Source organism: Dactylosporangium sp. NPDC051484, assembly GCF_040689395.1.
Lineage (GTDB): Bacteria > Actinomycetota > Actinomycetes > Mycobacteriales > Micromonosporaceae > Dactylosporangium.
This window is the reverse complement of the sequence record NZ_JBFAZX010000019.1, coordinates 110,707-133,447: the sequence shown is the minus strand read 5'-3', so window position 1 is coordinate 133,447 and position 22,741 is coordinate 110,707. Positions and strand designations below refer to the sequence as shown.

General features: G+C 73.2%; 20 protein-coding genes. 9 read left to right on the top strand and 11 right to left on the bottom strand.

The annotated features are described in order from the left end of the window. The first annotated feature begins 81 nt into the window (after positions 1 to 81). From AB0367_RS26720 to AB0367_RS26700, 5 genes are all read left to right on the top strand, one after another. The gene (locus tag AB0367_RS26720) at positions 82 to 2,247 is read left to right on the top strand and encodes an ATP-dependent DNA helicase (protein ID WP_366229159.1); all 2,166 of its coding nucleotides are present in this window, start codon (positions 82 to 84) and stop codon (positions 2,245 to 2,247) included. A gap of 425 nt (positions 2,248 to 2,672) precedes the next feature. After that, positions 2,673 to 3,452, top strand: coding sequence for a DeoR/GlpR family DNA-binding transcription regulator (locus AB0367_RS26715; RefSeq protein WP_366229158.1), 780 nt, complete (start codon positions 2,673 to 2,675; stop codon positions 3,450 to 3,452). Positions 3,453 to 3,505: 53 nt separating this feature from the next. Next, positions 3,506 to 4,594 (top strand): galactose-1-phosphate uridylyltransferase, encoded by a 1,089-nt coding sequence (gene galT / locus AB0367_RS26710; RefSeq protein ID WP_366229157.1) that lies wholly within the window; start codon positions 3,506 to 3,508, stop codon positions 4,592 to 4,594. Then, on the top strand, positions 4,591 to 5,715 hold the full coding sequence (galK, locus tag AB0367_RS26705; RefSeq protein ID WP_366229156.1) for a galactokinase: 1,125 nt from the start codon (positions 4,591 to 4,593) through the stop codon (positions 5,713 to 5,715). Before galT ends, galK begins: the two co-directional genes overlap by 4 nt. A 165-nt stretch (positions 5,716 to 5,880) precedes the next feature. Then, positions 5,881 to 7,161 (top strand): nitric oxide synthase oxygenase, encoded by a 1,281-nt coding sequence (locus AB0367_RS26700; RefSeq protein WP_366229155.1) that lies wholly within the window; start codon positions 5,881 to 5,883, stop codon positions 7,159 to 7,161. A gap of 301 nt (positions 7,162 to 7,462) precedes the next feature. Here the strand turns inward: AB0367_RS26700 and rocD are convergent, their stop codons facing one another. The 3 genes from rocD to AB0367_RS26685 all read right to left on the bottom strand — a co-directional run bounded on the left by rocD (position 7,463) and on the right by AB0367_RS26685 (position 9,831). Then, positions 7,463 to 8,677 carry an ornithine--oxo-acid transaminase gene (rocD, locus tag AB0367_RS26695; RefSeq protein WP_366229154.1) on the bottom strand — a complete coding sequence of 405 codons (1,215 nt, stop codon included), beginning with the start codon at positions 8,675 to 8,677 and terminating at the stop codon, positions 7,463 to 7,465. Next, positions 8,674 to 9,477 (bottom strand): dimethylargininase, encoded by an 804-nt coding sequence (gene ddaH / locus AB0367_RS26690; RefSeq protein WP_366229153.1) that lies wholly within the window; start codon positions 9,475 to 9,477, stop codon positions 8,674 to 8,676. Before ddaH ends, rocD begins: the two co-directional genes overlap by 4 nt. 138 nt (positions 9,478 to 9,615) lie before the next feature. After that, positions 9,616 to 9,831, bottom strand: coding sequence for a hypothetical protein (locus tag AB0367_RS26685; protein WP_350546882.1), 216 nt, complete (start codon positions 9,829 to 9,831; stop codon positions 9,616 to 9,618). Between the two features lie 102 nt (positions 9,832 to 9,933). Here AB0367_RS26685 and AB0367_RS26680 point away from each other — a divergent pair, with 102 nt between their 5' ends. Genes AB0367_RS26680 through AB0367_RS26670 form a run of 3 tightly spaced genes read left to right on the top strand, consistent with a single transcriptional unit; the run spans position 9,934 to position 11,542 of the window. After that, positions 9,934 to 10,533: a nucleotidyltransferase family protein gene (locus tag AB0367_RS26680; protein WP_366229152.1), complete on the top strand. Its 600-nt coding sequence runs from the start codon at positions 9,934 to 9,936 to the stop codon at positions 10,531 to 10,533. A 17-nt stretch (positions 10,534 to 10,550) separates the two neighbouring features. Continuing rightward, the gene (locus tag AB0367_RS26675) at positions 10,551 to 10,796 is read left to right on the top strand and encodes a hypothetical protein (protein ID WP_366229151.1); all 246 of its coding nucleotides are present in this window, start codon (positions 10,551 to 10,553) and stop codon (positions 10,794 to 10,796) included. Beyond that, positions 10,793 to 11,542, top strand: a complete 750-nt coding sequence (locus AB0367_RS26670) for a metallophosphoesterase (RefSeq protein ID WP_366229149.1) — start codon at positions 10,793 to 10,795, stop codon at positions 11,540 to 11,542. The genes AB0367_RS26675 and AB0367_RS26670 overlap by 4 nt, the downstream gene beginning before the upstream one ends. 19 nt (positions 11,543 to 11,561) lie before the next feature. On the opposite strand, the gene AB0367_RS26665 is transcribed toward AB0367_RS26670, so the two are convergent. Then, positions 11,562 to 12,386: a SigB/SigF/SigG family RNA polymerase sigma factor gene (locus tag AB0367_RS26665; RefSeq protein ID WP_366229148.1), complete on the bottom strand. Its 825-nt coding sequence runs from the start codon at positions 12,384 to 12,386 to the stop codon at positions 11,562 to 11,564. Positions 12,387 to 12,701: 315 nt separating this feature from the next. Then, entirely contained in the window at positions 12,702 to 13,976 is a 1,275-nt protein-coding gene (locus tag AB0367_RS26660; RefSeq protein WP_366229147.1) for a glycosyltransferase, read from the bottom strand. Between the two features lie 104 nt (positions 13,977 to 14,080). Between AB0367_RS26660 and AB0367_RS26655 the strand changes: the two genes are divergently transcribed. After that, positions 14,081 to 16,597, top strand: coding sequence for a SpoIIE family protein phosphatase (locus AB0367_RS26655; RefSeq protein ID WP_366229146.1), 2,517 nt, complete (start codon positions 14,081 to 14,083; stop codon positions 16,595 to 16,597). Positions 16,598 to 16,676: 79 nt separating this feature from the next. Here the strand turns inward: AB0367_RS26655 and AB0367_RS26650 are convergent, their stop codons facing one another. The 6 genes from AB0367_RS26650 to AB0367_RS26625 all read right to left on the bottom strand — a co-directional run bounded on the left by AB0367_RS26650 (position 16,677) and on the right by AB0367_RS26625 (position 22,631). Next, positions 16,677 to 17,336 carry a hypothetical protein gene (locus AB0367_RS26650; protein WP_366229145.1) on the bottom strand — a complete coding sequence of 220 codons (660 nt, stop codon included), beginning with the start codon at positions 17,334 to 17,336 and terminating at the stop codon, positions 16,677 to 16,679. A 297-nt stretch (positions 17,337 to 17,633) separates the two neighbouring features. After that, positions 17,634 to 17,954, bottom strand: a complete 321-nt coding sequence (locus AB0367_RS26645; RefSeq protein ID WP_366229144.1) for a hypothetical protein — start codon at positions 17,952 to 17,954, stop codon at positions 17,634 to 17,636. Positions 17,955 to 18,145: 191 nt separating this feature from the next. Continuing rightward, complete coding sequence (locus AB0367_RS26640) at positions 18,146 to 20,716, bottom strand: M28 family peptidase (protein ID WP_366229143.1); 2,571 nt, start codon at positions 20,714 to 20,716, stop codon at positions 18,146 to 18,148. A gap of 649 nt (positions 20,717 to 21,365) precedes the next feature. Beyond that, positions 21,366 to 21,641 (bottom strand): Smr/MutS family protein, encoded by a 276-nt coding sequence (locus AB0367_RS26635; RefSeq protein ID WP_366229142.1) that lies wholly within the window; start codon positions 21,639 to 21,641, stop codon positions 21,366 to 21,368. Positions 21,642 to 21,654: 13 nt separating this feature from the next. Next, positions 21,655 to 22,050 carry a rhodanese-like domain-containing protein gene (locus tag AB0367_RS26630; RefSeq protein WP_366229176.1) on the bottom strand — a complete coding sequence of 132 codons (396 nt, stop codon included), beginning with the start codon at positions 22,048 to 22,050 and terminating at the stop codon, positions 21,655 to 21,657. A gap of 107 nt (positions 22,051 to 22,157) precedes the next feature. Beyond that, positions 22,158 to 22,631 carry a cysteine dioxygenase family protein gene (locus AB0367_RS26625; RefSeq protein WP_366229141.1) on the bottom strand — a complete coding sequence of 158 codons (474 nt, stop codon included), beginning with the start codon at positions 22,629 to 22,631 and terminating at the stop codon, positions 22,158 to 22,160. Positions 22,632 to 22,741 lie beyond the last annotated feature (110 nt).

The window sequence follows — 22,741 nt, the reverse complement described above, 5'->3', positions numbered from 1 at the left end:
TGCGCCGGTCGACCCCGGCCGTGCGCCGACGCGCGAGTAGGATTTCGGGGTTGTTTTTCGCCGGGCGGCAGGAGTAAAGCGTTGAGCGACGCGGTTCGCGACTCGGAGATCGCCGCTGAGCAGGCATATCTGGACCGGGTGTATGTGCGGCTGGACCAGTTGCGCGTCTCCGCCGCCGAGGTGGAGAAGGCCGGGTACAGCCTGGCCCGGGTCGGCAACTTCGGCGCCCTCGTCGAGCGCGACGCGATGGTCTACCACGCGGCGCGGCGCCGGCGCGCGCTGGAGAGCGAGCACGACGGGCTGGTCTTCGGCCGCCTCGACCTCGGCCCCGACGGGGTGTCCGGCGCGGACGCCGCCGCCATCGAGCCCGCGGTGCCGGACGGCGAGGTGCGCTACATCGGGCGGCTGGGGCTGCGCGACGAGGAGTACGAGTCGCTGGTCGTCGACTGGCGGGCACCCGCCGCGGCACCGTTCTACCGGGCCACCCCCGCCGACCGGATGGGTGTGGTGCGCCGGCGCAGCATCCGCAGCGCCGGCGAGAGGGTCGTCAGCATCGAGGACGACCTGCTCGACCCGGCGGGCGCACCCCCGTCGATGGCCGTCATCGGCGACGGGGCGCTGCTGGCGAACCTGTCCCGGGCCACCGGCCGGGGCATGAAGGACATCGTCGCCACCATCCAGCGCGAGCAGGACGACGCGATCCGCTCCCCCGCGTCCGGGATCACGATCGTGCGGGGCGGACCGGGCACCGGCAAGACCGCCGTCGCGCTGCACCGCGCCGCATACCTGCTCTACGCCGACCGCAACCGGTACGAGTCCGGTGGGGTGCTGGTGGTCGGGCCGTCGGACGTGTTCGTCGGGTACGTCTCGCGGGTGCTGCCGTCGCTCGGTGAGGACACCGCCACCCTGCGCTCGCTGGGCCAGCTGGTCGAGGGCGTTCAGGCGACCCGGCACGAGCCGCCGGAGGTCGCCGCCGTCAAGGGCTCGCTGCGCATGCAGCGGGTGCTGGGGCGCGCCGCCCGCAGCCCGGTCCCCGGTTCACCCGACAAGATCCGGATCTTGTACCGCGGGGAGCTGCTCAGCCTCGACCGGCCCGCGCTCGACGAGCTGCGCCGCACCGTGCTGGGCCTCGGCGTGAAGCGCAACGCCGCCCGGGCCAAGGCCGCCGGGTATGTGCTCGACGCGCTGTGGCGGCAGAGCGTCGAGCTGCTGCCCGCCGGCCGGCAGCAGAAGCGCGAGGATTTCGCCCCGGACATCGCCGAGCGCCCGGAGTTCATCCGGTTCATGCGCGGGTGGTGGCCGGTGCTGCGCCCCGTGGAGGTGCTCGGCTGGCTCGCCGACCGGCAGCGGCTGTCGCGCTGGGCGGGCGGCGTGCTGAGCAACCGGGAGATCGCCACCCTGGCCGCCTCCCTCGACCCCGACGCGTTGCCCGGCAGCCTGTCGGTCGAGGACGTGGCGCTGCTCGACGAGCTGCACGAGCTGCTCGGCGAACCGCCGGCGCGCAAGCGCCCGCCCCGCGACCCGTTCCACGTCGCCGAGGGCGTGCGCGAGGTGACCACCTACGCCGACCGGATGGCGGCGGCGCGCGCCCAGGCCGTGGAGCGCCCGGACGACTACCGCGACTACGCGCACATCATCGTCGACGAGTCGCAGGACGTCTCGCCAATGCAGTGGCGGATGGTCGGCCGCCGCGGCCAGCACGCCACCTGGACGATCGTGGGCGACCCGGCGCAGGCCGCGTGGGCCGACGCCGCCGAGGCCGAGCGGGCGATGCAGAGCGCGGTGGGCACCCGCCGCCGCTCCGCGTTCACGCTCACCACCAACTACCGCAACTCGGCCGAGATCTTCGCGGTCGCCGCCCGGGTGATCCGGGCGGCGCACCCGGACATCGAGCTGCCGACGGCGGTGCGCTCCTCCGGCCTCGAGCCCGTCGAGATCGTGGCCGACGACCTGGAGACGGCGGTGCGCGAGGCCGCGAAGACGCTGCTCGACCAGGTCGAGGGCACGGTCGGCGTGATCACCCCGACGGCGCGCCGCGCGGAGGTCGCCGGCTGGGTCGACGGCCTGGACCCGCGGCGCCTGCAGACGGTCGGCGCGCTGGACGCGAAGGGCATGGAGTACGACGGCGTCCTGGTCGTCGAGCCGGCCGACATCCGCGAGGAGGCGACGACCGGCTTCCGGACGCTGTACGTCGCGCTGTCCCGTGCCACGCAGCGCCTGACCACGGTCGGCACCCGCCCCTTCTGACCCAGAAGCGGCAGCGGCCGAGCGATCCGCGCCGATCCCGTGTCCCCAGGTGGCATGGCCGGCATGGGCTCTGGCCGGGTGCCGTTGCCGAGGCGCCGGCCGCCTGGCGGCGGATCGCCGCGCGTCCGGGCACGCGGGTGTGGCTGCCCTGCGACTGCTGCGGCCGCCATCCCCGGGCGCTGCTCGAGGAGGCCTTGGAGTCCTCGGACGCCTATCCGCTGCTGCCCGCCGGGTGGCCGTGGTGGGAGCGGCGATTCCCGCGCTGAGTCAGCTCTTCGGGGTGGCCGCCCGGCGAGAGACTTCGACCGGGCCAGCGGGGTACGCATGCGTGCGGGAGACGTACCGTCTGCGTGGGAACCCGTTGTGGGTCCGGACACTCGCGCAGTCGTGAACGCCCCCGCTGCGCCTGCGAAGGGAACGGCGTGATGCTCGCACAGCAACGTCAGGCGGCCATCCTCGACCTGGTTCGCCGCCACGGTGGCGTGCGCGTGAGCCAGCTGGTCCGCCAGTTCGGCGTCTCCGACATGACCATCCGTCGCGACCTCGAGGCGCTCGCCGACCGCGGCCTGGTCGACAAGGTGCACGGCGGTGCGACGGTCGCCGGGCCCGGCTCGACCGAGGAGCCCGGCTTCGACGCCAAGTCCGTGCGCCAGCGCAACGAGAAGGCGGCGATCGCCGAGCGGGCCGCGAAGCTGATCGAACCGCACACCGCCATCGCGCTGTCGGCCGGTACCACCACCGCCGCGCTCGCCGCGCACCTCGTCGACGTCCCCGGGCTGACCGTCGTCACCAACTCGATCCCGGTCGCCGACACCCTGTACCACGCCGGGCGCCCGGACCAGACGGTCGTGCTCACCGGCGGGATCCGCACGCCCTCCGACGCCCTCGCCGGCCCCGTGGCCGAGGCTGCGATCGGCTCCCTCAACGTCGACGTGCTGTTCCTCGGCGTCCACGGCATGAGCCCGCGCACCGGCTTCACCACGCCCAACCTCATGGAGGCCGGCACCAACCGGTTGCTGGTCGCCGCGGCGCGCCGGCTCGTGGTGCTCGCCGACCACACGAAGTGGGAAATGGTGGGTATCGCCACCATCACGCCGCTGGACGAGGCGGACGTCCTCATCACCGACGTCGGGCTGGCCGCCGAGGCGCGCGTGCAGCTGGCCGAGCGCGTCGGTGAGCTCATCGTCGTCGATCCGAACGGTTAGTCAGAAATTCGACAGGCCAGACCCCTCCAAACCCTCCATACGCCGGAGAACGAGTGAAGCGCACGGTCACCCACCTCGCCGACGGCCGGGAACTCATCTACTTCGATGAGCGCGACGACGCGCCCCGTGACGCCATCGACCAGCGGGACCTGCCCCCGCCGCCGGCGGCGTCGGAGATGCGGTACGACCCGATCCTCGACGAGTGGGTGGCGATCGCCGCGCACCGGCAGTCCCGCACCTTCCTGCCGCCGTCGGACCAGTGCCCGCTGTGCCCGTCGACGCCGCAGCGGCACAGCGAGATCCCGTCGCCGGAGTACGACGTCGTCGTCTTCGAGAACCGCTTCCCCTCCTTCAGCCACCGGGTCGGGCCGGTCCAGGGCGACGTGCTGCCCGGCCTCGTGCCGACCCGCCCGTCCGCCGGGCGCTGCGAGGTCGTCTGCTTCACCTCCGAGCACAACGCGTCGTTCGCGTCGCTGGACCCGCACCGGGTGCGCACGGTGATGGAGGCGTGGGCCGACCGTACCGCCGACCTGTCCACCCGTGACGACGTCGAGCAGGTCTTCTGCTTCGAGAACCGGGGCGAGGAGATCGGTGTGACGCTCTCCCACCCGCACGGGCAGATCTACGCCTACCCGTTCATCACCCCGCGCACCCGCCGCATGCTGCGCTCCGCCCGCGAGCACGCCGCCAAGAGCCCGGGCGGCGCGAACCTCTTCGCCGACGTGCTGGCCGCCGAGCGCGCCGGCGGCACCCGGATCGTGGCCGCCAACGAGTGCTGGACGGCGTTCGTGCCCGCCACCGCCCGCTGGCCGTTCGAGATCCACCTGTACCCCAACCGCCGGGTCGCCGACATCCCGGCGCTCAGCGGCGCGGAGCGCGACGCGTTCGGCCCGCTGTACCTGGAGGTCCTGCGCCGCCTCGACGGCATGTTCGGGCTGGCCATGCCCTACGTCGCCGCCTGGCACCAGGCGCCGGTGCGGGTCGCGCGGGACCTGGCCTACCTGCACCTGCAGCTGTTCAGCACCCGGCGGGCGCCGGGCAAGCTCAAGTACCTGGCCGGCTCCGAGTCCGGCATGGGCGTGTTCGTCAACGACGTCCGGCCCGAACAGGCCGCCGCGATGCTGCGTGAGGTGGCCCTGTGAGCAGCACCGCCGAACAGCGGCTCCCGGACGGACCCTACGACGCCGTCTGGGCCAGCCCCGGCCGGGTCAACCTGATCGGCGAGCACACCGACTACAACGATGGGTACGTGCTGCCCTTCGCCCTGCCGCACAGCACGGTGGTGGGCGCGCGCCGGCTCGACCGTCCCGAGTGGACGGTCACTTCGGAGCAGGCGGGCGAGACGGTCACCTTCGGGCCGCAGGACAGGGTGGCGGGCTGGGCCTCCTACGTCGCCGGGGTGGTGTGGGCGCTACGCGAGGCCGGCCACGACGTGCCGGGCGCGACCCTGACGGTCACCTCCGACGTGCCCCTCGGCGCCGGGCTGTCCAGCTCCGCGGCGCTGGAGTGCTCGGTGATGGCCGTCCTGCTCGACCTCGCCGGGATCGACCTGCCGATGGCGCTGCGGCCGCGGCTGGCGCAGCGGGCCGAGAACGAGTACGTCGGCGCGCCGACCGGCGTCATGGACCAGTCCGCCGCCACGCTGTGCCGGGAGGGTCACGCGCTGTTCCTGGACTGCCGGTCGCTGGCCACCGAACAGGTGCCCTTCGACCTGGCCGCGCAGGGCCTGGCCATGCTCGTGGTTGACAGCGGGGCGCCGCACGCGCACGTCAGCGGCGAGTACGCGGCCCGACGGCGCGGCTGCGAGGAAGCGGCGAAGATCCTCGGCGTGCCGGCGCTGCGCGACATCGACCCGGCCGGGCTGCCGGCCGCGCTGGAGCGCCTCGACGACAAGGTGATGCGCAAGCGGGTCCGGCACGTGGTCACCGAGGACCAGCGGGTGCTCGACACCGTGGCGGCGCTGCGGGCCGGCGACGCCCGGCTCATCGGGCCGCTGATGACCGCCTCGCACGCCTCGATGCGCGACGACTACGAGATCACCGTGCCGCAGGTGGACACCGTGGTGACCGCGGCCCTGGCGGCCGGGGCGCACGGGGCCCGGATGACCGGCGGCGGCTTCGGCGGGTGCGTGCTGGCCCTGGTGGACACCGACCGGTGCGACGAGGTCGAGGCGGCGGTGCGGGAGGCGTCCGCCGCAGCCGGCTTCACGCCGCCCGCCGCCTTCGTCGTGACCCCGGCGGAGGGAACCCGCAAGGTCAGGTGATCAGCAGGAGATCCAAGCGTCCGCCCAGTCTGCGTGGTCGTGGTCGCCGCCGCTTTCGGATCCTGACGTTGCGGCGCCTGCCGCACACGGTGTGCGATCTGCGTTCCCACCGCGCCGACACGATGGGTGCCTTGTCACCACCGGAGGCGTTTGGGAGGTAGGCGCGTGAGCGTGCCTGGATACCGCGACATGCCGGGGCCGCAGTGGGATGCCCACGCACCCGTGGACCTTGCGGAGGCGGAGGACTTCCTCGCCCTCTACCACGGCGAGCATCATGATCGCGGCGACGGGCGCGAGCGGCTGGCCCAGGTCCGCGACGAGATCGCCGAGACCGGCACCTACGCGCACACGCACGACGAGCTGGTATTCGGCGCCCGGGTCGCGTGGCGCAACTCGAGCCGCTGCATCGGCCGGCTCTACTGGCGCAGCCTGCTCGTGCGGGACCTGCGCAAGGTCACCGCCCCGGCCGAGATCTTCGGGGAGCTCGTGGACCACCTGCGCCTGGCCGGACAGCGCGAGCGCAACGTGGTCCGCCCGGTGATCTCGATCTTCGCGCCGCACACGCCGGGCCGCCCCGGCCCGCGGCTGTGGAACGAGCAGCTGATCCGCTACGCGGGGCACCGCCACCCCGACGGCACGCTCGTCGGCGACCCGCGCTACGCGCAGTTCACCGAGACGCTGCGGCAGTACGGCTGGCGCGGCAAGCCCGACAACCCGTTCGACGTGCTGCCGCTGGCGATCGAGTCGCCCGACGGCACGGTGAGCCTGCACGAGCTGCCGGAGGACGCGGTCTGGGAGGTGCCGATCACGCACCCTGAGCTGCGCTGGTTCGCCGAACTGGGGCTGCGCTGGCACGTGATCCCGGCGATCTCGAACATGCGGCTGACCATCGGCGGCGTCGACTATCCGCTGGCGCCGTTCAACGGCTGGTACATGGGCACCGAGATCGGCGCGCGCAACTTCGCCGACCCGGACCGGTACAACCTGCTGCCGCTGGTCGCCACGCGGCTGGACCTGGACACCGGCACCGAGCGCTCCCTGTGGAGGGACCGCGCGCTGGTCGAGCTCAACCGGGCCGTGCTGTTCTCCTTCGACCAGGCCGGCGCCCGCATCAGCGACCATCACACCGAGTCGGAACGATTCCTGGCGCACGTGGCCAGCGAGGAGCGCTCCGGCCGCCACACCCCGGCAGACTGGTCGTGGATCGTGCCGCCGATCAGCGGCGCGGCGACCAGCGTGTTCCACCGTTACTACGCCGAGGCCGACCAGCGCCCCAACTTCTACCTCGACCCGGACGCGCGGGAGCTCGGCCGGCGGGGCCGCTCTCCCGTGACGCCGGCCGCCAGCTGCCCGGTCGTACACGGGGAGCGGGTGACGCCGCCCCGGCCCCGGCCCCGGCCGGGCCCGGTAGACAGCCCGACGGGCGTCCGGCCGGTCCGCACCTAGAGCGCGGGACACCTAGAGCGCGGGACGTCGCGGGGCGGGACGGGTCCGCGGTCGTGCCCAGGCAGCGCCCGGCTGGCTCGGCCGCCTGCCGCGCCACTGAGCCCGGCTGCCGCGCCGCCAAGCCCGACTGCCGCTGCTGACCGAGTCCGCCGACAGCGGCACTGAACCCGCCGGCCGCGCTACCGAACCCACCCGCCGCCGCACCGAACCTGCTGCCGCGCTGCCGAGTTCGCCCGGTGCGGCACCGAACCCCGCCCGCCGTGGCACTGAGCCCGGCGGCGGCGGTGCTGGGCCGGCCGGCTCAGCCCTTGAGCACCTTGGCCAGGGCGTCTACCGCGCCGTCGATCTCGTCGCGGGTGACGATCAGCGGCGGGGCCAGGCGCAGCGTCGAGCCGTGGGTGTCCTTGGCCAGCACGCCGTGGGCCATCAGCCCTTCGCACGCCTCCCGGCCCGTCATCAGCGCCGGGTCGATGTCGATGCCGGCCCACAGGCCCCGGCCGCGGACCGCGGTGAGCCCCCGGCCGATCAGCTCGCCGAGGCGGCGGTGCAGGTGGGCGCCGACCTCGCGGGCGCGCGCCTGCGGCTCGCCGGTCTCCAGCAGCGCGATGACCCCGCGGGCCACCGCGCAGGCCAGCGGGTTGCCGCCGAAGGTGGAGCCGTGCTCGCCGGGGCGCAACACGCCGAGGATCTCGCGGCCGGCGGCGACCGCGGACACTGGCACGATCCCGCCGCCGAGGGCCTTGCCCAGGATGTACATGTCGGGCACGACGCCCTCGTCGTCGCAGGCGAACGTGGCGCCGGTGCGGCCGAGGCCGGACTGGATCTCGTCGGCGACGAACAGCACGTCGCGCTCGGAGCACAGCCGGCGCACGCCGGGCAGGTAACCGCTCGGCGGGACGATGACGCCGGCCTCGCCCTGGATCGGCTCCAGCAGTACCGCCACCGTGGTCTCGTCGACCGCGGCGGCGAGCGCGTCGAGGTCGCCGTAGGGCACCACGCGGAAGCCGGGAGTGTACGGTCCGTAGTCGGCGCGGGCCTCGGGGTCGGTGGAGAAGCTGATGATGGTCGTGGTGCGACCGTGGAAGTTGCCGTCCGCGACGACGATCGTGGCCTTCCCGTCCGGCACGCCCTTGATCTTGTACCCCCACTTGCGGGACACCTTGACCGCGGTCTCGACGGCCTCGGCGCCGCTGTTCATCGGCAGGACCATGTCCTTGCCGGTCAGGCGGGCCAGGTCGCGGCAGAACGGGCCGAACTGGTCGTGCAGGAACGCCCGGCTGGTCAGCGTGACCCGGTCGAGCTGCTCGCGCGCGGCGGCGATCAGGTCGGGGTGGCGGTGGCCGAAGTTCAGTGCCGAGTAGCCCGCGAGGCAGTCGAGATACCGCCGGCCGTCGACGTCGGTGACCCAGGCGCCCTCCGCCTCGGCGATGACGACCGGCAGCGGGTGGTAGTTGTGCGCGGTGTACCGCTCGGCCTCATCGACCGCGGGGTCCGTCAGGTTCGCAGCGCTGATCATGCCCGGACCTCCAGGGTGCAGCACTTCGGGCCGCCGCCGGCCTTGTGCAGCTCGGACACGTCGACCGGCACCGGCTGGAACCCCTTCGACGCTAGCTCCCGGGCCAAGCCGGTGGCGGCGGACGGCAGGACGACCCGGTGCCCGTCGCTGACGGCGTTGAGGCCCAGCACGGCGGCGTCCTCGGCGGTGGCGAGCACCGCATCGGGATACAGCCGGCGCAGCACCTGCTGGCTGCCGGGCGAGAAGGCCCCGGGGTAGTACGCGACGTTGCCGGCGGTGCCCGTGTGCTCCAGCACGGCCAGCGCCGTGTCGAGGTGGTAGTAGCGAGGGTCAACCAGTTGCAGGGTGATCACCGGCCGGCCGAACAGCTCCTGGGCCTCGGCGTGCGCGGCGTGCTCGGTGCGCAGCCCGGTGCCGGCCAGGATGACGTCGCCGGCGAGCAGCAGGTCGCCCTCGCCCTCGTTGACGTTCTTCGCCGCGTGCACGTCGAAGCCGTTGCGGGCGAACCACTCCAGGTAGGCCGGGCCCTCGTCGGCGCGCTCCGGGTGGCGGAACTGCGCGCCATACACCCGGCCGTCGACGACCGTGGCACCGTTGGCGGCGAAGACCATGTCGGGCAGGCCGGGCACCGGGTCGATGAGGTCGACGGTGTGGCCCAGGGACAGGTACAGCTCGTAGAGCGTCGTCCACTGCGCGACGGCCCGCTCGGCGTCGACCGGCGCGGTCGGGTCCATCCACGGGTTGATCGCATAGTCCACCGCGAAGTACGTGGGGCGGCACATGAGGTAGCGACGACTCATGGATAAAACCTACGACCGCCCGGCGCGGCGAACCATTGCGATTCGGTGCTTGTCAGCGCATGTTCCTTGTGTACTGACCGCGATTATCGGTGATTCATTGCAACCGTGGACGTGTGACCCAACCGGGACGCCGAAGACCTACTTGATCTCGCGCCAGTTGCCGGGCTGGGCCAGCAGGCCGGAGACGCAGTCCATGGCGCGGTCCTCGTCGGTGAACTCGTAGCGCCGGCCGCGGCCGTCGGCACCGCCCTCCCGCGACTCGACCCACCAGAGCCCGGCGTCCTCGAAGAGATACACGTCGCGGCGGGCCAGCCGGCCCCAGGTGCCGTTCCACCAGTGCTTTCTGCGCTCCATGAACAGGTATTCGAACACATGTGCCAACCGACCGGAAGGCGGCCCCACCCATATCGAACGCGGCGCGTGTGACGGAATGATTCGGCGGGTAAGCCGCTATTCATGGCACTTTCCGAGGACAGGCAGCCGCTGATCGCCACCCTCAAGAAGGCCGCGTTCCACCTCAAGGACGCGGGGATCCCGTTCTGCCTGGCGGGCAGCTTCGCGGTGTACGCGCGCGGCGGCGAGTCCGTCGACCACGACATCGACTTCCTCATCAAGGAGAAGGACGCCCAGCGAGTGCTCACCGCGCTGTCCGACATCGGCTTCCGCTGCGAGGTGCCGACGGAGGGCTGGCTGGTCAAAGCCTGGGACGTCACCGAGCACGGGGACCTGCTCATCGACTTCATATTCTGCCCGGTACAGCGGCCGGTGACCGACGCGACGCTGCAGGCCACCGACATCATCGCGGTCAACGCCTGCCACATGCCGGTGCTTTCGGCGACCGAGCTGATGATCCACAAGGTGCTCACCTGGTCGGCGCACTACTGCGACTTCGCCCGGGGGTTGCCGGTGGCCCGCTCGCTGCGGGAGCAGATCGACTGGCCGCGCGTGTACCGCGAAACGGCCCACTCGCCGTACGCCCATGCTTTCCTGTTCTTGATCGACCGCCTCGGCGTCATGTCGCTGGCCGAGGCCAGCGCGCTGTCGGCCGCCGTGTAGGCGGGAGGGAGAACGCCATGACCATCGACCGGTACATCGAAGGCGAGCTGCAGCACCTGCTCGCCGAGGACGAACGCATCACGGAACAGGGCATCAGGTTCGTGCGCACGGGGACGGGGATCGCCCTCGTCGGCGAGGTGGAGAGCGCCGAGCGGCGCGCGCTGATCTGCCAGGCGGTCGCCGAGGCGTTCCCGAACCTTCCGGTGCAATGCAACATCGGCCTCACGCGCGTGCACGAGCCGGAGGAGGTGGAGGAGCTGTGACGGCCGAGGACGGCCACGTGCGAGTGGCGGCGGTCGGCGACGTGCACCTGGACGCCGACGTCGTCGGACGGTACCGCCCGGCGCTGGAGCACCTCGGCTTCAAGGCCGACCTGCTGCTGCTCGCCGGCGACCTGACCCGTCACGGTACCGAGGAGGAGGCCCGCTGCGTGGCGCGGGAGTTCGGCGGACTGGCGGTGCCGGTGGTCGCGATTCTCGGCAATCACGACTACCACAGTGATCAGCAGGAGGGGGTGGCGGCGGTACTGCGCGACGCCGGCATCACCGTCCTGGAGTGCACCGGCACCGTCGTGAACTGTGCCGGCGTCCGCGTCGGCGTGGCGGGCACGAAGGGCTTCGGCGGCGGCTTCGCGGGCGCGTGCGCGAGCGAGTTCGGCGAGCCGGAGATGAAGGAGTTCACCCGCCACGGCCGCGAGCTGGCCGCCCGGTTCGGCGCGTCGCTGGCGGCGCTGGACTGCGACGTGCGGATCTCGCTGACGCACTACTCGCCGGTCCCGGAGACCCTGCTGGGCGAGCCGCTGGAGATCTATCCGTTCCTGGGCTCCTACCACCTGGCGCAGGCCATCGACGCCGCCCCGGAGGTGGGCCTGGCGGTGCACGGGCACGCGCACGCCGGCTCGGAGCGGGGCGCGACGCCGGGCGGGGTGCCGGTGCGCAACGTGGCGCACCCGGTCATCAAGCAGGCGTACAACGTGTACCAGCTGTCGCCGGTGCTCACGCCGGCCTGACACCCTGCCCCGATGCGGGTCAGAGGGGTTCGGCCAGCTCGCCGCGCAGGAAGGTCAGGGCGTGCGCCAGCAGGCGGGACACGTGCATCTGGGAGATGCCCAGGCGCTGCGCGATCTGGGTCTGGGTCAGGTTGCCGAAGAAGCGCATGGCGATGATGCGCTGTTCGCGCAACGGCAGGCGGGCGATCAGCGGGCGCAGCGACTCGCGGTCGTCCACGGCCTCAAGCGCGCGGTCGGCGCCGCCCAGCAGGTCCGCCAGCTCGGCGCCCGACTCTTCGCCGCCGGCGGGGGCGTTGATGGACAGGGCGCGGTACGCATGGCCGGACTCGAGGCCCTCGATGATCTCCTCCTCGCCGACGCCCAGACAGGCGGCCAGGTCGGCGACGGTCGGGGAGCGGCCGAGCTCCTGGGCCAGGCCGCCGGAGACCTTGGCGATCCCCAGGCGGAGCTCCTGCAGGCGGCGGGGTACGCGCACGTCCCAGCCCTTGTCCCGGAAGTGGCGCTTCAGCTCGCCGACGATCATGGGGATGGCGTAGCTGGTGAACGCGGCGCCGCGCGCCGGGTCGTACCCGTCGACGGCCTTGATCAGGCCGACGCCGGCCACCTGGGTGAGGTCGTCGAGGGGCTCGCCGCGGTTGCGGAAGCGGCGGGCCAGGTACTCGGCCAGCGGGAGGTGCAGCTCGATGAACCGGGCCCGAATCCGCGGGCGGTCGGGGCTGCCCGCCGGGAGGTCGGCCAGCAGCGTGACCAGCGCCTGCGCGGCGGCCTCGGTCTCCTTGCCGCCCGCGCGACCGGGCGCGGACGGGGCGGGTGCGGTGTTTCGGAATCGAGCGGTGACGGTCATGAGGGGATCCCCCTGCCTGCCGGGGACCGCGGCGCGCGAGGTCGGCACGCGGCGGCCCGGGCTTGAGAGTCGGCCGGTGGACGCTCTGGTCTCAGAGCGCCCGGCACGGGCCCGGCGGCGGGGTCGCGGCTGTTTGACGACCCGCCGGGCTGGTCCGGGGATGACCCGGATCATCCGCATCCATCCGACGGACGACCGGCGGATGGACTATCGGCCGTTCGGCTGATGAGGTCTGACCAACGTACCGCGAGGTGCACGCCACGGGCAAGGCGCGGGCACGGACGGGGGACCCTCCCGCGGTACGACATCCGGGGGTCATGAAACCTCGGAGAGGGCCTCGTCCTCCTCGTCGGCCTCGTCCGCGGCGCCCGGTTCCGGGTCGCCTCCGGTCACCGCGCGGTAGACGCGCTCCAGCTCCGCGGCCGTGCGCTCCCACGTGTATCGTGATCGAACTCGGTCGATGGCTGCGCTGGCGAAGCTCATCCGGCGCACCTCGTCGCCGAGTAGGTTGCGCAGGGCGGCGGCCAGGGCGGCGGTGTCGCGGGGCGGCACGAGCACGCCGGTGACGTTGTCGATAACGCTCTCCGCGATCCCGCCGACCTCGTACGCCACGACCGGCACACCGCAGGCCATCGCCTCCAGGGGCGTGAGGCCGAACGGCTCGTACCAGGGCGCACAGGCCAGCACGTCGGCGGAGCGGTACCAGGCGGCCATCTCGTCGTGGCCGACCGCGCCGACGAAGCGCAGGCGGTCGGCGACGCCCCGCCGGTCGGCGAGCTGCAGCAGCCGGCGGGCCTGCGGGTCGCGGTCGATGCCGGCGGGGTCGGGGCCGCCCACGACGACCAGCTCGGCGCCCGGGACGCGGCGCAGCGCCTCGATGAGGTCGGCCAAGCCCTTGCGCTCCACGAGCGGGCCGACGCTGAGGATGCGGCGCAGGCCGGCGCGGCGGTGCTCGGCGGCCGGACCACCGGGCGTGAACCGCTCCATGTCGACGCCGGACGGCACGATGACGGTACCGGAGCGGCGCACGCCCAACCGCCCCAGTTCGGCGACCTCGTCCTCACTCTGCGCGACGACCCGGTCGGCGAGCGAGCCGAGGGTACGCTCGAGCCCCACCCGCGGGCCGAGGCGGGCGTTGCGACCGGCGGGCAGGTGGCGGCGCTCGGCGGTGGCGAGGCCGTGATACGTGACGATGACCGGCCGGCGGTCCTCGGCGGTGGCGGTGAGCGCGGCGAGGCCGGAGAGCCAGTAGTGGGCGTGCACGACGTCGGGGCCCGGGGTGCGCCCAGTCCAGCGGGTCGCCAGCGCGCGGCCGAAGTCCCCCATGAGGGACAGCTGGTCGGCGGGCGGCAGCGGGCGGGCGGGGCCGGCGGGCACATGATGGACGGTGACGCCGGGCGCGAACTCGACCGCGTCGGCAACCGCGGGGTCCTCGCGCCGCGCGTACACGGCCACCTCGTGCCCGAGGCGCCCCAGCGCCTGGGAGAGGGCCGCCACGTGCGTGTGCCGCCCTTGCGCGCCCGGCCCGCCCAGTGCGAGCGGGCTGGCCTGGGCGGAGACCATGGCGATCCTCAAAACACCGACCTCCACCGAGCCGACTGCACTGACCGGTTCGCCCCTACCCGAGCCGGTTGGTGGTAAACATCAACGGGCGAGCCGATGGGCGGCGCGCACGGAGCGGAGAGGCAGGAGGCATGGTCGACAGGGCCCCCGCTGAGGGCGGCAGCGCCGAGCCGGCCGAGGCGCTCGCCGCGCTGGTCGCGAAGCTGCGGGCCGAGCTGACCGGGGTGCGCACCGCCATGCGGAACCGCGCCGTGATCGAGCAGGCCAAGGGCGTGCTCGTGCAGCGGCTCGGGATCACCCCGGACCAGGGCTTCGACCAGCTCGTACGGCTGTCCCAGCGCACGAACATCAAGCTCATCGAGGTCGCCGCGGCGATCGTCGGGACCACCTCGCCGGACCCCAACGCGCCGGACGTGGTGAACCTCATCGACGACGAGCTGCGCCAGCACGTGGCGCGCCGCCGGGCGGAGGGCAAAAAGCCGGAAAAGCCGGATACGGTACCGCAAAATGCCCGCAGACGGGCCGGCCGCACGCCCGAGGTGGAGGCGCTGCAGTCGCAGCACCAGCTGCTGAGCGCCCGGATCGCGGCGGCCCGCACCTACGACGAGATCTGCGACGTGCTCGGCACCGCGCCGACCGCCTGGCCGGCGCCGACCTCGGTGATGCTGACCCTGCTCGACCCGGACGGCGCGCAGCGCGCGGTCGGCGCCTGCGGGGTGCCGGGCGAGGTGCGCAGCCGGTGGTCGCGCATCCCGCCGGACCCCGGGGTGCCGCTGGTCGTGGCCGTGCAGGACGTCGAGACGCTCTGGTTGCGGGCGCGGTCCGAGCCGGCGCGGCGCTTCCCCGTGCTGGGCCAGCCGCCGTTCAGCGGCGAGACGCTGCTCGCCTCGCCGCTGATCTGCGGCGAGCGGGTCATCGGCGGCATCCTGCTGACCTGGACGGACGGGCTGCCCGACGGCGAGGAGCTGCGCCGATACGTGGCCGCCCTGCTGGAGCCGGTGGCCCGGCAGGTCGACGCGCTCATCGGCGACGACCTCGCCAGCGCCTGGTTCGACGTGGCCGGCGAGGAGAGCGGGCAGGCGGCGCCGGCACAGGTGTGGCTGCCGACCGTCATGGACTCGCTGCACAACCCGGCGGCGTTGCTCGCCCCGGTGCAGCAGGACGGTCAGCTGGTCGACTTCCGGGTGGAGTACGCCAACGGCCTGGCCCGGCAGATCTTCTCCGGCGCCCGGGTGGACCCGGACGAGGCGACGCTGCTGGCCGCGTACCCGGCGCTGGGCAGTTCGACGCTGCTGCCGGAGTTCGCCCGGGTGCTGCAGGACGGTCAGCCGCGCCGGCTCGACGGGCTGCGCGCCGACCCGCGCACCGACGGGGTGCCCGGTCCGCAGACGCTGTCGGTGCACGCGGTACGGCTGTGGGATCGGGTGTTCGCGGTATGGCGGGTCGCGACCGAGGCCGACCTGCTGTACGACCAGCTGCTGCAGGCCGAGCGGATCGCCGGGATCGGCTCGTTCTGCTGGGAGCTGCGCGATCCCGAGCCGCGCTGCTCCCCCGAGCTCGTCCGGCTCTTCCACCCCGGCCAGGTCACTCGCAGCCAGATCACCAGCGGCCAGGGCGAGGGCGACGCGGCCCGGCTGCCGGTTGAGGAGCTCACCGCCGCCGTGCACCCCGACGACCTGCTCGCCGTGCAGGACGCGGTACGCCGCACGATCATGGACGGCAAGCAGCTGCTGGCCGAGGTGCGCGGCGCCGGCCGGGTCAACGGCCGACGCCTGCGGCTGCGCGCCGAACCGATCTTCGACGACACCGGCAACGTCACCGCGGTGCGCGGCACGGTGCAGGACGTCACCGACGAGCGCGCGACCGAGGCCCGGCTGCGCCGCGCCGAGGAAGCCCTCGCCGCGCAGCGGCACCGTCTCGCCGGCGACCGACGCGCGGCCGAGGCGCTGCAGCGGGCACTGCTGCCCACCGGCCCCGAGCTCGCGCACCTGGAGGGCGTGCGGGTCCGCGGGCGGTGCCGCTCCACCGAGCGCGTCGGCACCGTCGACGGTGACTGGTACGACGCCACACCGGTCCCCGGCGGCGACACGATCCTGGTCCTCGGCGACGTCGACGAGCGCGGCCTGTCGTCGATGACGACGGCGGCGCGGCTGCGGTACGCGGTGCGCGCCTACGCCACGCTGGACACGGCGCCGGGCGACATCCTGACCGCGGTCAACGAAATGCTGTGCGCGATGGAGGCCGGGCACACCGCTCGTCTCGTCGTGGCGCAGTACTCCCCCGCCACCCGCGAGCTGCGATGGGCCGCCGCCGGACAGGTCGCGCCGGTCCGCTACGACCCTGGCGGGCGGGGAACGGTGCTGTCCGGGCCGCTGGGGCTGCCGCTCGGCGAGGTCGCGGAGATGCGGTACACCGACACGGTGGTGAGCCTGGAGCCGGGCGACCGGGTGCTGTTCTACGCCGACGGCCAGAAGGCGGGCGGCCGGCCGCGCGCCGACCGCCGCCGCGGCGGCGGCCTCGACCTGGTCCGGCGGGCCGGCGAGACCATCGACCTGACCGACTTCGACGCCGTGGTGGCGCACCTGGTGACGAGCCTGAACACGCCCGACGACGAGGACGTCTGCGCGCTGCTGGTACACGTATCCTGAGCCGCCTCGTTCGCTGCTCCATCGTCCGTCTACTTTGGCGAGGCCACGCTTTTGACGGGTTCGCGGATCTCGGCGCTTGTCAGAGCGTGCGGGTGTCCCAGTCCCAGGGCAGGGCGAGGCCGTCGAAGCGGCCGAGGGCGTCACGGTGGCGGCCGGCGAGCACGATCCGGTCCGGGCCGAGATGGCCGAGCAGGTCGTCGTCGCCGTAGTAGCGCACCCGCGGGTCGGGCCACTGCCAGAGGCTGTCGTCGAGCTCGCGGAGCCGGACCTTGACGGCGCGCAGCTCCTCGGGCTCGGGGTTCATGTAGACGAGCCCGTGCAGCGGGGCGTATGTGGCCTCGTACACGGCGGCGTACACCAGGAAGCGCGACAGCGTGAGGCCGGTCGGCAGCTCGTCGTTCTCGATGACCTCGGGATCGGCGATCCCGGAACCGAACGCTCCGTCATCGTACGAGTACCAGTCGTCGGCACCCTGCCAGAAACGGACCGTTTTGCTTCCATCTTTGTTTCCGTCGCGCTCGGTCACGGCACGCTGGTTCACGTCGCGAGTCGCGGGCGGGAGCATGGCGTGGTCGCGGCTGAGCGGGTACGTGTAGCGGGCGGCCAGGCGGTGCCACTCCAGCAGCGGCGCAGGCACGCCGGGGTCGTCGAGGGGCATCGGCGGGCGGTCGGGCGGGCCGTGCCAGCGATAGACGAACCGGCCGAGGCTGCCCGGCGAGACGACGTCCAACTCGTACACGGACACCATGATGCCGCCTGCCCCCGGCGCTGGAGTAGAAGTCGCCGCGGGAGCGAACGTTTCGGCCGACGCAGCGAAATGACGGCGCCGGCCACCCGCCGGCCGTGGCCGCACCAGTCAGGCGTCAGTCGCTGACCGCGACCCGCACCTCGCGAATGGGGGTCGCGGTGTCGTCGGGCGACGCCACGCCGGGGTTATCCCCTCGCTCGCACCCTGGGTGCGGGGTCGGGGAGGGAAGGGATCGGTCGGGCGGCACGCGGCGACGGGTCGGTCAGGGGCAGCCCGCCGCCGAGGTCCTCAAGGAGTTGGGGTCGGGCCGGAGCGGGCAGGTCGGTCAGGTGCGCGTCCGGTGCGCAGGACGCCGAGCAGGTGGGCGTGGACTGTTCGGGCCGCGGACTGGGCGGCACGGATCGCTGCCACGTCCGTCGGGTCGTGCGGGAAGAACGTGAGGCGGCCGTCGTCACGGAGCATGACGGGAACCTCCACGCGTTCGAGGATCGCGGTCAGGGCGCGCTGGGCGTCCAGCGCCGCCCGGCCGGCCCGGCGCGCCACGGCGGCCGGCACACGCCACAGGTCGTCGACGGTGAACGCCGACGGCATCGCCACATCGACCGTCATGCCTTCGACGATAAAAAGGGCACACGACGTACCGCCACCAAGATTTTCTTCCTGTGGATAACTTCGCTTTCCGGCGTTCCCGCTTGCCTCTCCGCGCGGCGTCTTCCGGTTTCCAGGCCGTGGCCTCGAGGCCCCGGAGCCCTCCGGTTCGCACCGGAAGGCCCCGTTCTGCCGTCGGGGCGACTGCGTGGCTAGAGGGTCTGCGTGGCGGCCACGGCCAGGAGCTCGCTGGAGTGGCTGCCGAAGACACCTACCGTGGGCGGCCGCGGGGTGAAGCCGGGCAGGCCATCCAGGCCGTCGCTGCCGTCGACCAGCCGGAGCTTGAACGGGCCGGCGCCCTTCAGGACCAGGGTGACGTCCACGCCCTTGGACGACGGGCCGTGGAAGACGACGCCGAAGCGGTCCTGCTCGGTGATGTACGTGGTGGCTTCCCGGCCCTCAACGGTGGCCGAGACGACGCGGTGGTCACCGACCTCGCCGTAGAAGGACAGGAAGCGGACCTGGCGCTTCGAAGTGATGCGCAGGTGCAGGGTGCGCTGGTCGCCCGACGTGTCGTCGGACAGGACCGTCGCCTCGGGGGCGGGCAGGTCGGCGGGCCGGGCGGGGCCGACGGAGAGCATGCCCTCGGGCAGGACCGGGAACAGCCGGTTGAGCGCCTGGTGGTTGCGCACATAGCCCGACGTCCAGTGGCCCGGGGACCGCTCCAGGCTGACCCACTCGGCGGTGCCGGTGTCGCGGTCCAGCGCATACATGAGGTGGGTCGGCTCGGGGTGGCCGGTGTCCCAGTCGTCGACGACCATGCCGGTCGTGGTGCAGATCAGCGACACCACCAGGGCCGCGGCCGCGGGGGCGGCGCCAAGCCGGCGATGGCTCGCCGCGAGCGGCGGGCGGAACAGCAGCTCCAGCACCGGCAGCGCCGCCAGGCCCAACAGCATCGCGAACATCGCCGCGGCGGCGCCGGTGGCCAGGCCCAGCGCGGGGAAGAACAGGGCGATGGTCGGCGCCAGGATGAGCGTGGCCACGGCGGCACCGGCGGTGAGGACGACGACCTTGGCCACGGCGGGGCGCGCGTAGAGGGCGCCGATGCCGGCCAGGGCGCCGACCAGGGCGGGGATGGCGACCAGGTACGAGCCGCCGGGGAAGGCCGCCGCGAAGAGCGCGCCGAGCAGCGCCAGCAGGGCCAGGCCGCCGGTCGCCAGCGGCACGGGGCCCAGCCGGCGGCGGCTCAGCGCATACCAGCACAGCAGGATCGCCCCCGTCAACGCGACGACGCCGAAGCGGAACCAGGTCGGGCGGGCCGGGTCGAGCAGTTCGCCGTAGCCGGGGCGAATCGTGACGAGCAGCGCCCACAACGCCTGGGCGGCGACCGCGACCGCGATCGGCGGGACCAGGGCCAGGCCCAGCCCGGCGAGCGTGCGCGGGACGGAGGTCAGGCCGCGGCGCCGGGCGAGGAACACCAGCGCGGCGACGGCGAGCAGGGCGAGGACGGCGATCGGCCAGGTCAGCGCCGACGGGTACCGGACCAGCAGGCCGGCGAACGGGAAATACACCGCGTCGCCGGAGGCGGGTCGCATCAGCGGCGGCAGGTCGGCCCGGCCGAACTCGCGGGCAAGCGCGAGGGCGTTGTCGCCGTGGTGCTGCAGGCTCGCCTTGTCCATCGTCGAGGGCCGGTCGAACGGGCTGTGGTAGACCGAGGAACCGTCGATGTACGCGGTGTTGAGACCGGTGAAGCGGCGCTGCGCGAGGAACGGCGTGAAGTCGGTGTCGTTGGACAGCAGCCGGTAGACCTCGACGGCGAGGCTGGTGCCGACCGGGTGCGGCGTGCGGGCGTAGACGTCGATGAGGTCGGCGTTGCCGTCCGAGGTCTGGAACATCACCGCGGGGCCGCTGCTGCCGCGGGCCTCGAAGTTGAGCACCACCGACTGCTTCTGGCCCAGCGGGTGCCGGCTGACGAACGCCTCGGCGCCGCAGAGGCACGCCTCCTCGGCGTCGGTGAACAGGAAGACGATGTCGTTGCGCGGGCGCGCGCCGCCGCCGGCGGTGAGAGCGCGGGCGACCTCGAGCAGGGTGCTGGTGCCCGCGCCGTCGTCGTTGGCGCCGTAGCTGACCTGGACGGAGTCGTAGTGCGCCATGAGGACGACCTGGCCGGTGGACGAGGTGCCGGGCAGCACGGCGACGACGTTGCGCACGTGCGCCATGGCGCCCTCGCCGAACTTGCCGGCGTTGACCCCGACCGTGTCCTGGACCTCGGGGTGCAGCCCGTAGCCGGTGAGCGTGTCGATGATGTGCTGCCGCACCCGGTCGGCCGCGGGGCTGCCGGTGACGTGCACCTCCTGGCCGATGCGCAGGACGTGCTCGAAGGCCCGGCCGGCGGAGAACTCGCCGGCGGGGGCCGAGGCGGGGCGGGGCGAGGGCGGCCGCACGTCGGCGATGCCGAGCGCGGCGATCAGCGCCAGGACGACAAGAGCCACGGCGGCCACGAGCGGGCGACGGGGCGGGGTGGTGAAGCCGCGGTCGGGGGCGCGGCCGAGGGCCGGTGCGGGGTCAGGGCCTCGATCGGGACCTTGATCAGGGGTTGGATCAGCAACCGGGTCGGGGGCGTCGGCGGCGACCTCGCCGCCGTGCTCAGGACCGGCCGACGACCTCGGGGACGCGGTGGTGCGCTCGCCGCCCTGGCCATGGCCGGAACCGGTGGGCGAGCCGGCGGACGGTTCCGGGGCTGGGGTTTCGCCCGAGTCGCGGTCGGGGGTGTTGTCGGACACGGTCTTCGGTCCTCCTGAACGGGGTGCCGGCGGGGTGGCCCGGCGCGGGGTGAGGACATTCTGCACGCCACCCCCGACATTTCTGGGGCGGCCGGGCAAACCGATTCCGGAGCGTGACGTCGTATGAACGGAGTGCTCAATGAGGCTTGGACTTCCTAGCGCCATCGTCCATGAACATCGAACTCACCCCCGCCGCCCCGGTGGCCTTCGACGTCGGCTACCTGGCGACCGCCGAGTGGCCATGATCGGCGTGGACGGGCTGGCCGAGGCCATGGCGCAGCCGTTCCTGCTCGCGCGGGTCGACCAGCACACCGCGGCGGTCTGGGAGAGCCTGATCGCGGCCGGGAAGGCACTCGACCCGATCTCGCTGGCCGCGTACGCCCGGTCGGCCATCGCGCGTACCAGTGTCACGGCCGGCCCCTGCCGACGCCGACGCCGACGCCGACGCCGACGCCGGACAGCATGGACTGGTCGGACGCGGACTGGACCGTGCCGCGGCTGGTCGCGGACTGCCACCTCGCCGACGCAGCCGACGCATTCTGACCGCCGACCGGTGCCGTGCCATCCCGATCGTGGCCGCGTCGGAGAAAAATCCGCCGTCAGGGCGCAGCGCGGCGCCGGGCGGGGCACAAGAGGTACGACTGCGAAATCAGCGACGGCGGCCTGAGGACTCGTTCCAGCGGAAGTGCACGAACAGGCGGCCGAAGTTGTCGGAGTCCTTCTCGACGCGGTGATACAGCGCCTTGATCTCGCGCTGATCGAGGAAACGCAGCACCCGCTTCTTCAGGGCGCCCGACCCCTTGCCGGGAATGATCTCGACGAGGGTGGCCCGCTTGGCCACCGCCTCGTCGATGATTCCGCGCAGGGCGCGCTCGATGTCGCCGCTGCGGTTGAAGATGTCGTGGAGGTCGAGCTTGAGCTTCACCCTCCTAGGGTAGTCACTCCGCGGTGACCGGGTGTCCGGCCGCCTTCCACGCGTGGAAGCCGCCGGCCAGGTCGGTCGCCCGGTACAGGCCAAGGTCCTGCAGCGCGGCCGCCGCCAGCGACGAGGTGTAGCCCTCGGAGCAGAAGACCACGACCGGCAGGTCGTACCGATCGGCGATGTTCAGACGCGCGTCGCTGCGCGGGTCGAAGCGCCACTCCAGGACATTGCGCTCGACGATGAGCGCGCCCGGGATCTCACCTTCGGCGGCACGCTGCGCGGCGGGGCGGATGTCGACGAGCACGGCTCCCTCCGCGGCGGCGAGGCGGGCCTGGTCGGCGTCGAGGCGGTGCAGCCGGGCACGTGCCTCGGCCAGGATGACGTCGATGCCCCGGCCCGGGTCGCGACGGATAGCCCGCTCGGTGGTGGGCTCGGCCGGCTCGGTGGTGGGCTCGGCCGGCTCGGTGGTGGGCTCGGCCGGCTCGGTGGTGGGCTCGGCCGGCTCGGTGGTGGGTACTGTCACCAGTCCGCCCCCGCCCTCGTCACTGACTCGACGCTGAGCCGGCCCTCGTGCAGCCGGTACCTCGTCATCGCGGTCAGCGCCGGACCGTACACGTGCACAGTGACGGCCGGGCGGGTGCCGTTGTTGACGATGCGGTGGACGTGGTGGGCGCCGAAGCGGCGACCCTCGCCCGCGGCGTGGACCGTGTTCGCCAGCTCACCGCCGCGCACGGTCTGCTCGACGACCTCGCCGGAGAAGACGGTGAACGCGCCGGCGGAGCCGCCGTGGTCGTGCAGGTCGGTGGCCTGCCCGGGCAGCCAGGTGAGCAGCCAGACCTCGTGGTCGTCGGCGAGGGCGAGGCGACCGTACCAGCGCCGCGCGGGATCGAAGCGGGGCGCGAACGGCCAGTCGTCGGGGGCCGCGGCGTAGGCGCGGGCGAGCGACAACAGGTCCGTCGCGCGGGTGACGGTGGTGACGACAGACATGGGCATGTTCTCCATTATTCGCACGTACTAGATAGGAATTAAAGCAGAAGACGCGGCCCTGTGGGGGAAGCCACGGCCACAGAAAACGGATGAAACGGAGCGGGACCGCGAGCGGG

Bases quoted from the DNA above. Each gene is read 5' to 3' on its own strand.
- AB0367_RS26665 (WP_366229148.1), bottom strand. From the start codon at position 12,386: ATGACCGTCACCGCTCGATTCCGAAACACCGCACCCGCCCCGTCCGCG.
- AB0367_RS26685 (WP_350546882.1), bottom strand. From the start codon at position 9,831: ATGGAGCGCAGAAAGCACTGGTGGAACGGCACCTGGGGCCGGCTGGCC.
- AB0367_RS26625 (WP_366229141.1), bottom strand. From the start codon at position 22,631: ATGCCCATGTCTGTCGTCACCACCGTCACCCGCGCGACGGACCTGTTG.
- AB0367_RS26655 (WP_366229146.1), top strand. From the start codon at position 14,081: ATGGTCGACAGGGCCCCCGCTGAGGGCGGCAGCGCCGAGCCGGCCGAG.
- AB0367_RS26645 (WP_366229144.1), bottom strand. From the start codon at position 17,954: ATGACGGTCGATGTGGCGATGCCGTCGGCGTTCACCGTCGACGACCTG.
- ddaH (WP_366229153.1), bottom strand. From the start codon at position 9,477: ATGAGTCGTCGCTACCTCATGTGCCGCCCCACGTACTTCGCGGTGGAC.
- AB0367_RS26675 (WP_366229151.1), top strand. From the start codon at position 10,551: ATGACCATCGACCGGTACATCGAAGGCGAGCTGCAGCACCTGCTCGCC.
- rocD (WP_366229154.1), bottom strand. From the start codon at position 8,677: ATGATCAGCGCTGCGAACCTGACGGACCCCGCGGTCGATGAGGCCGAG.
- AB0367_RS26680 (WP_366229152.1), top strand. From the start codon at position 9,934: ATGGCACTTTCCGAGGACAGGCAGCCGCTGATCGCCACCCTCAAGAAG.
- AB0367_RS26715 (WP_366229158.1), top strand. From the start codon at position 2,673: ATGCTCGCACAGCAACGTCAGGCGGCCATCCTCGACCTGGTTCGCCGC.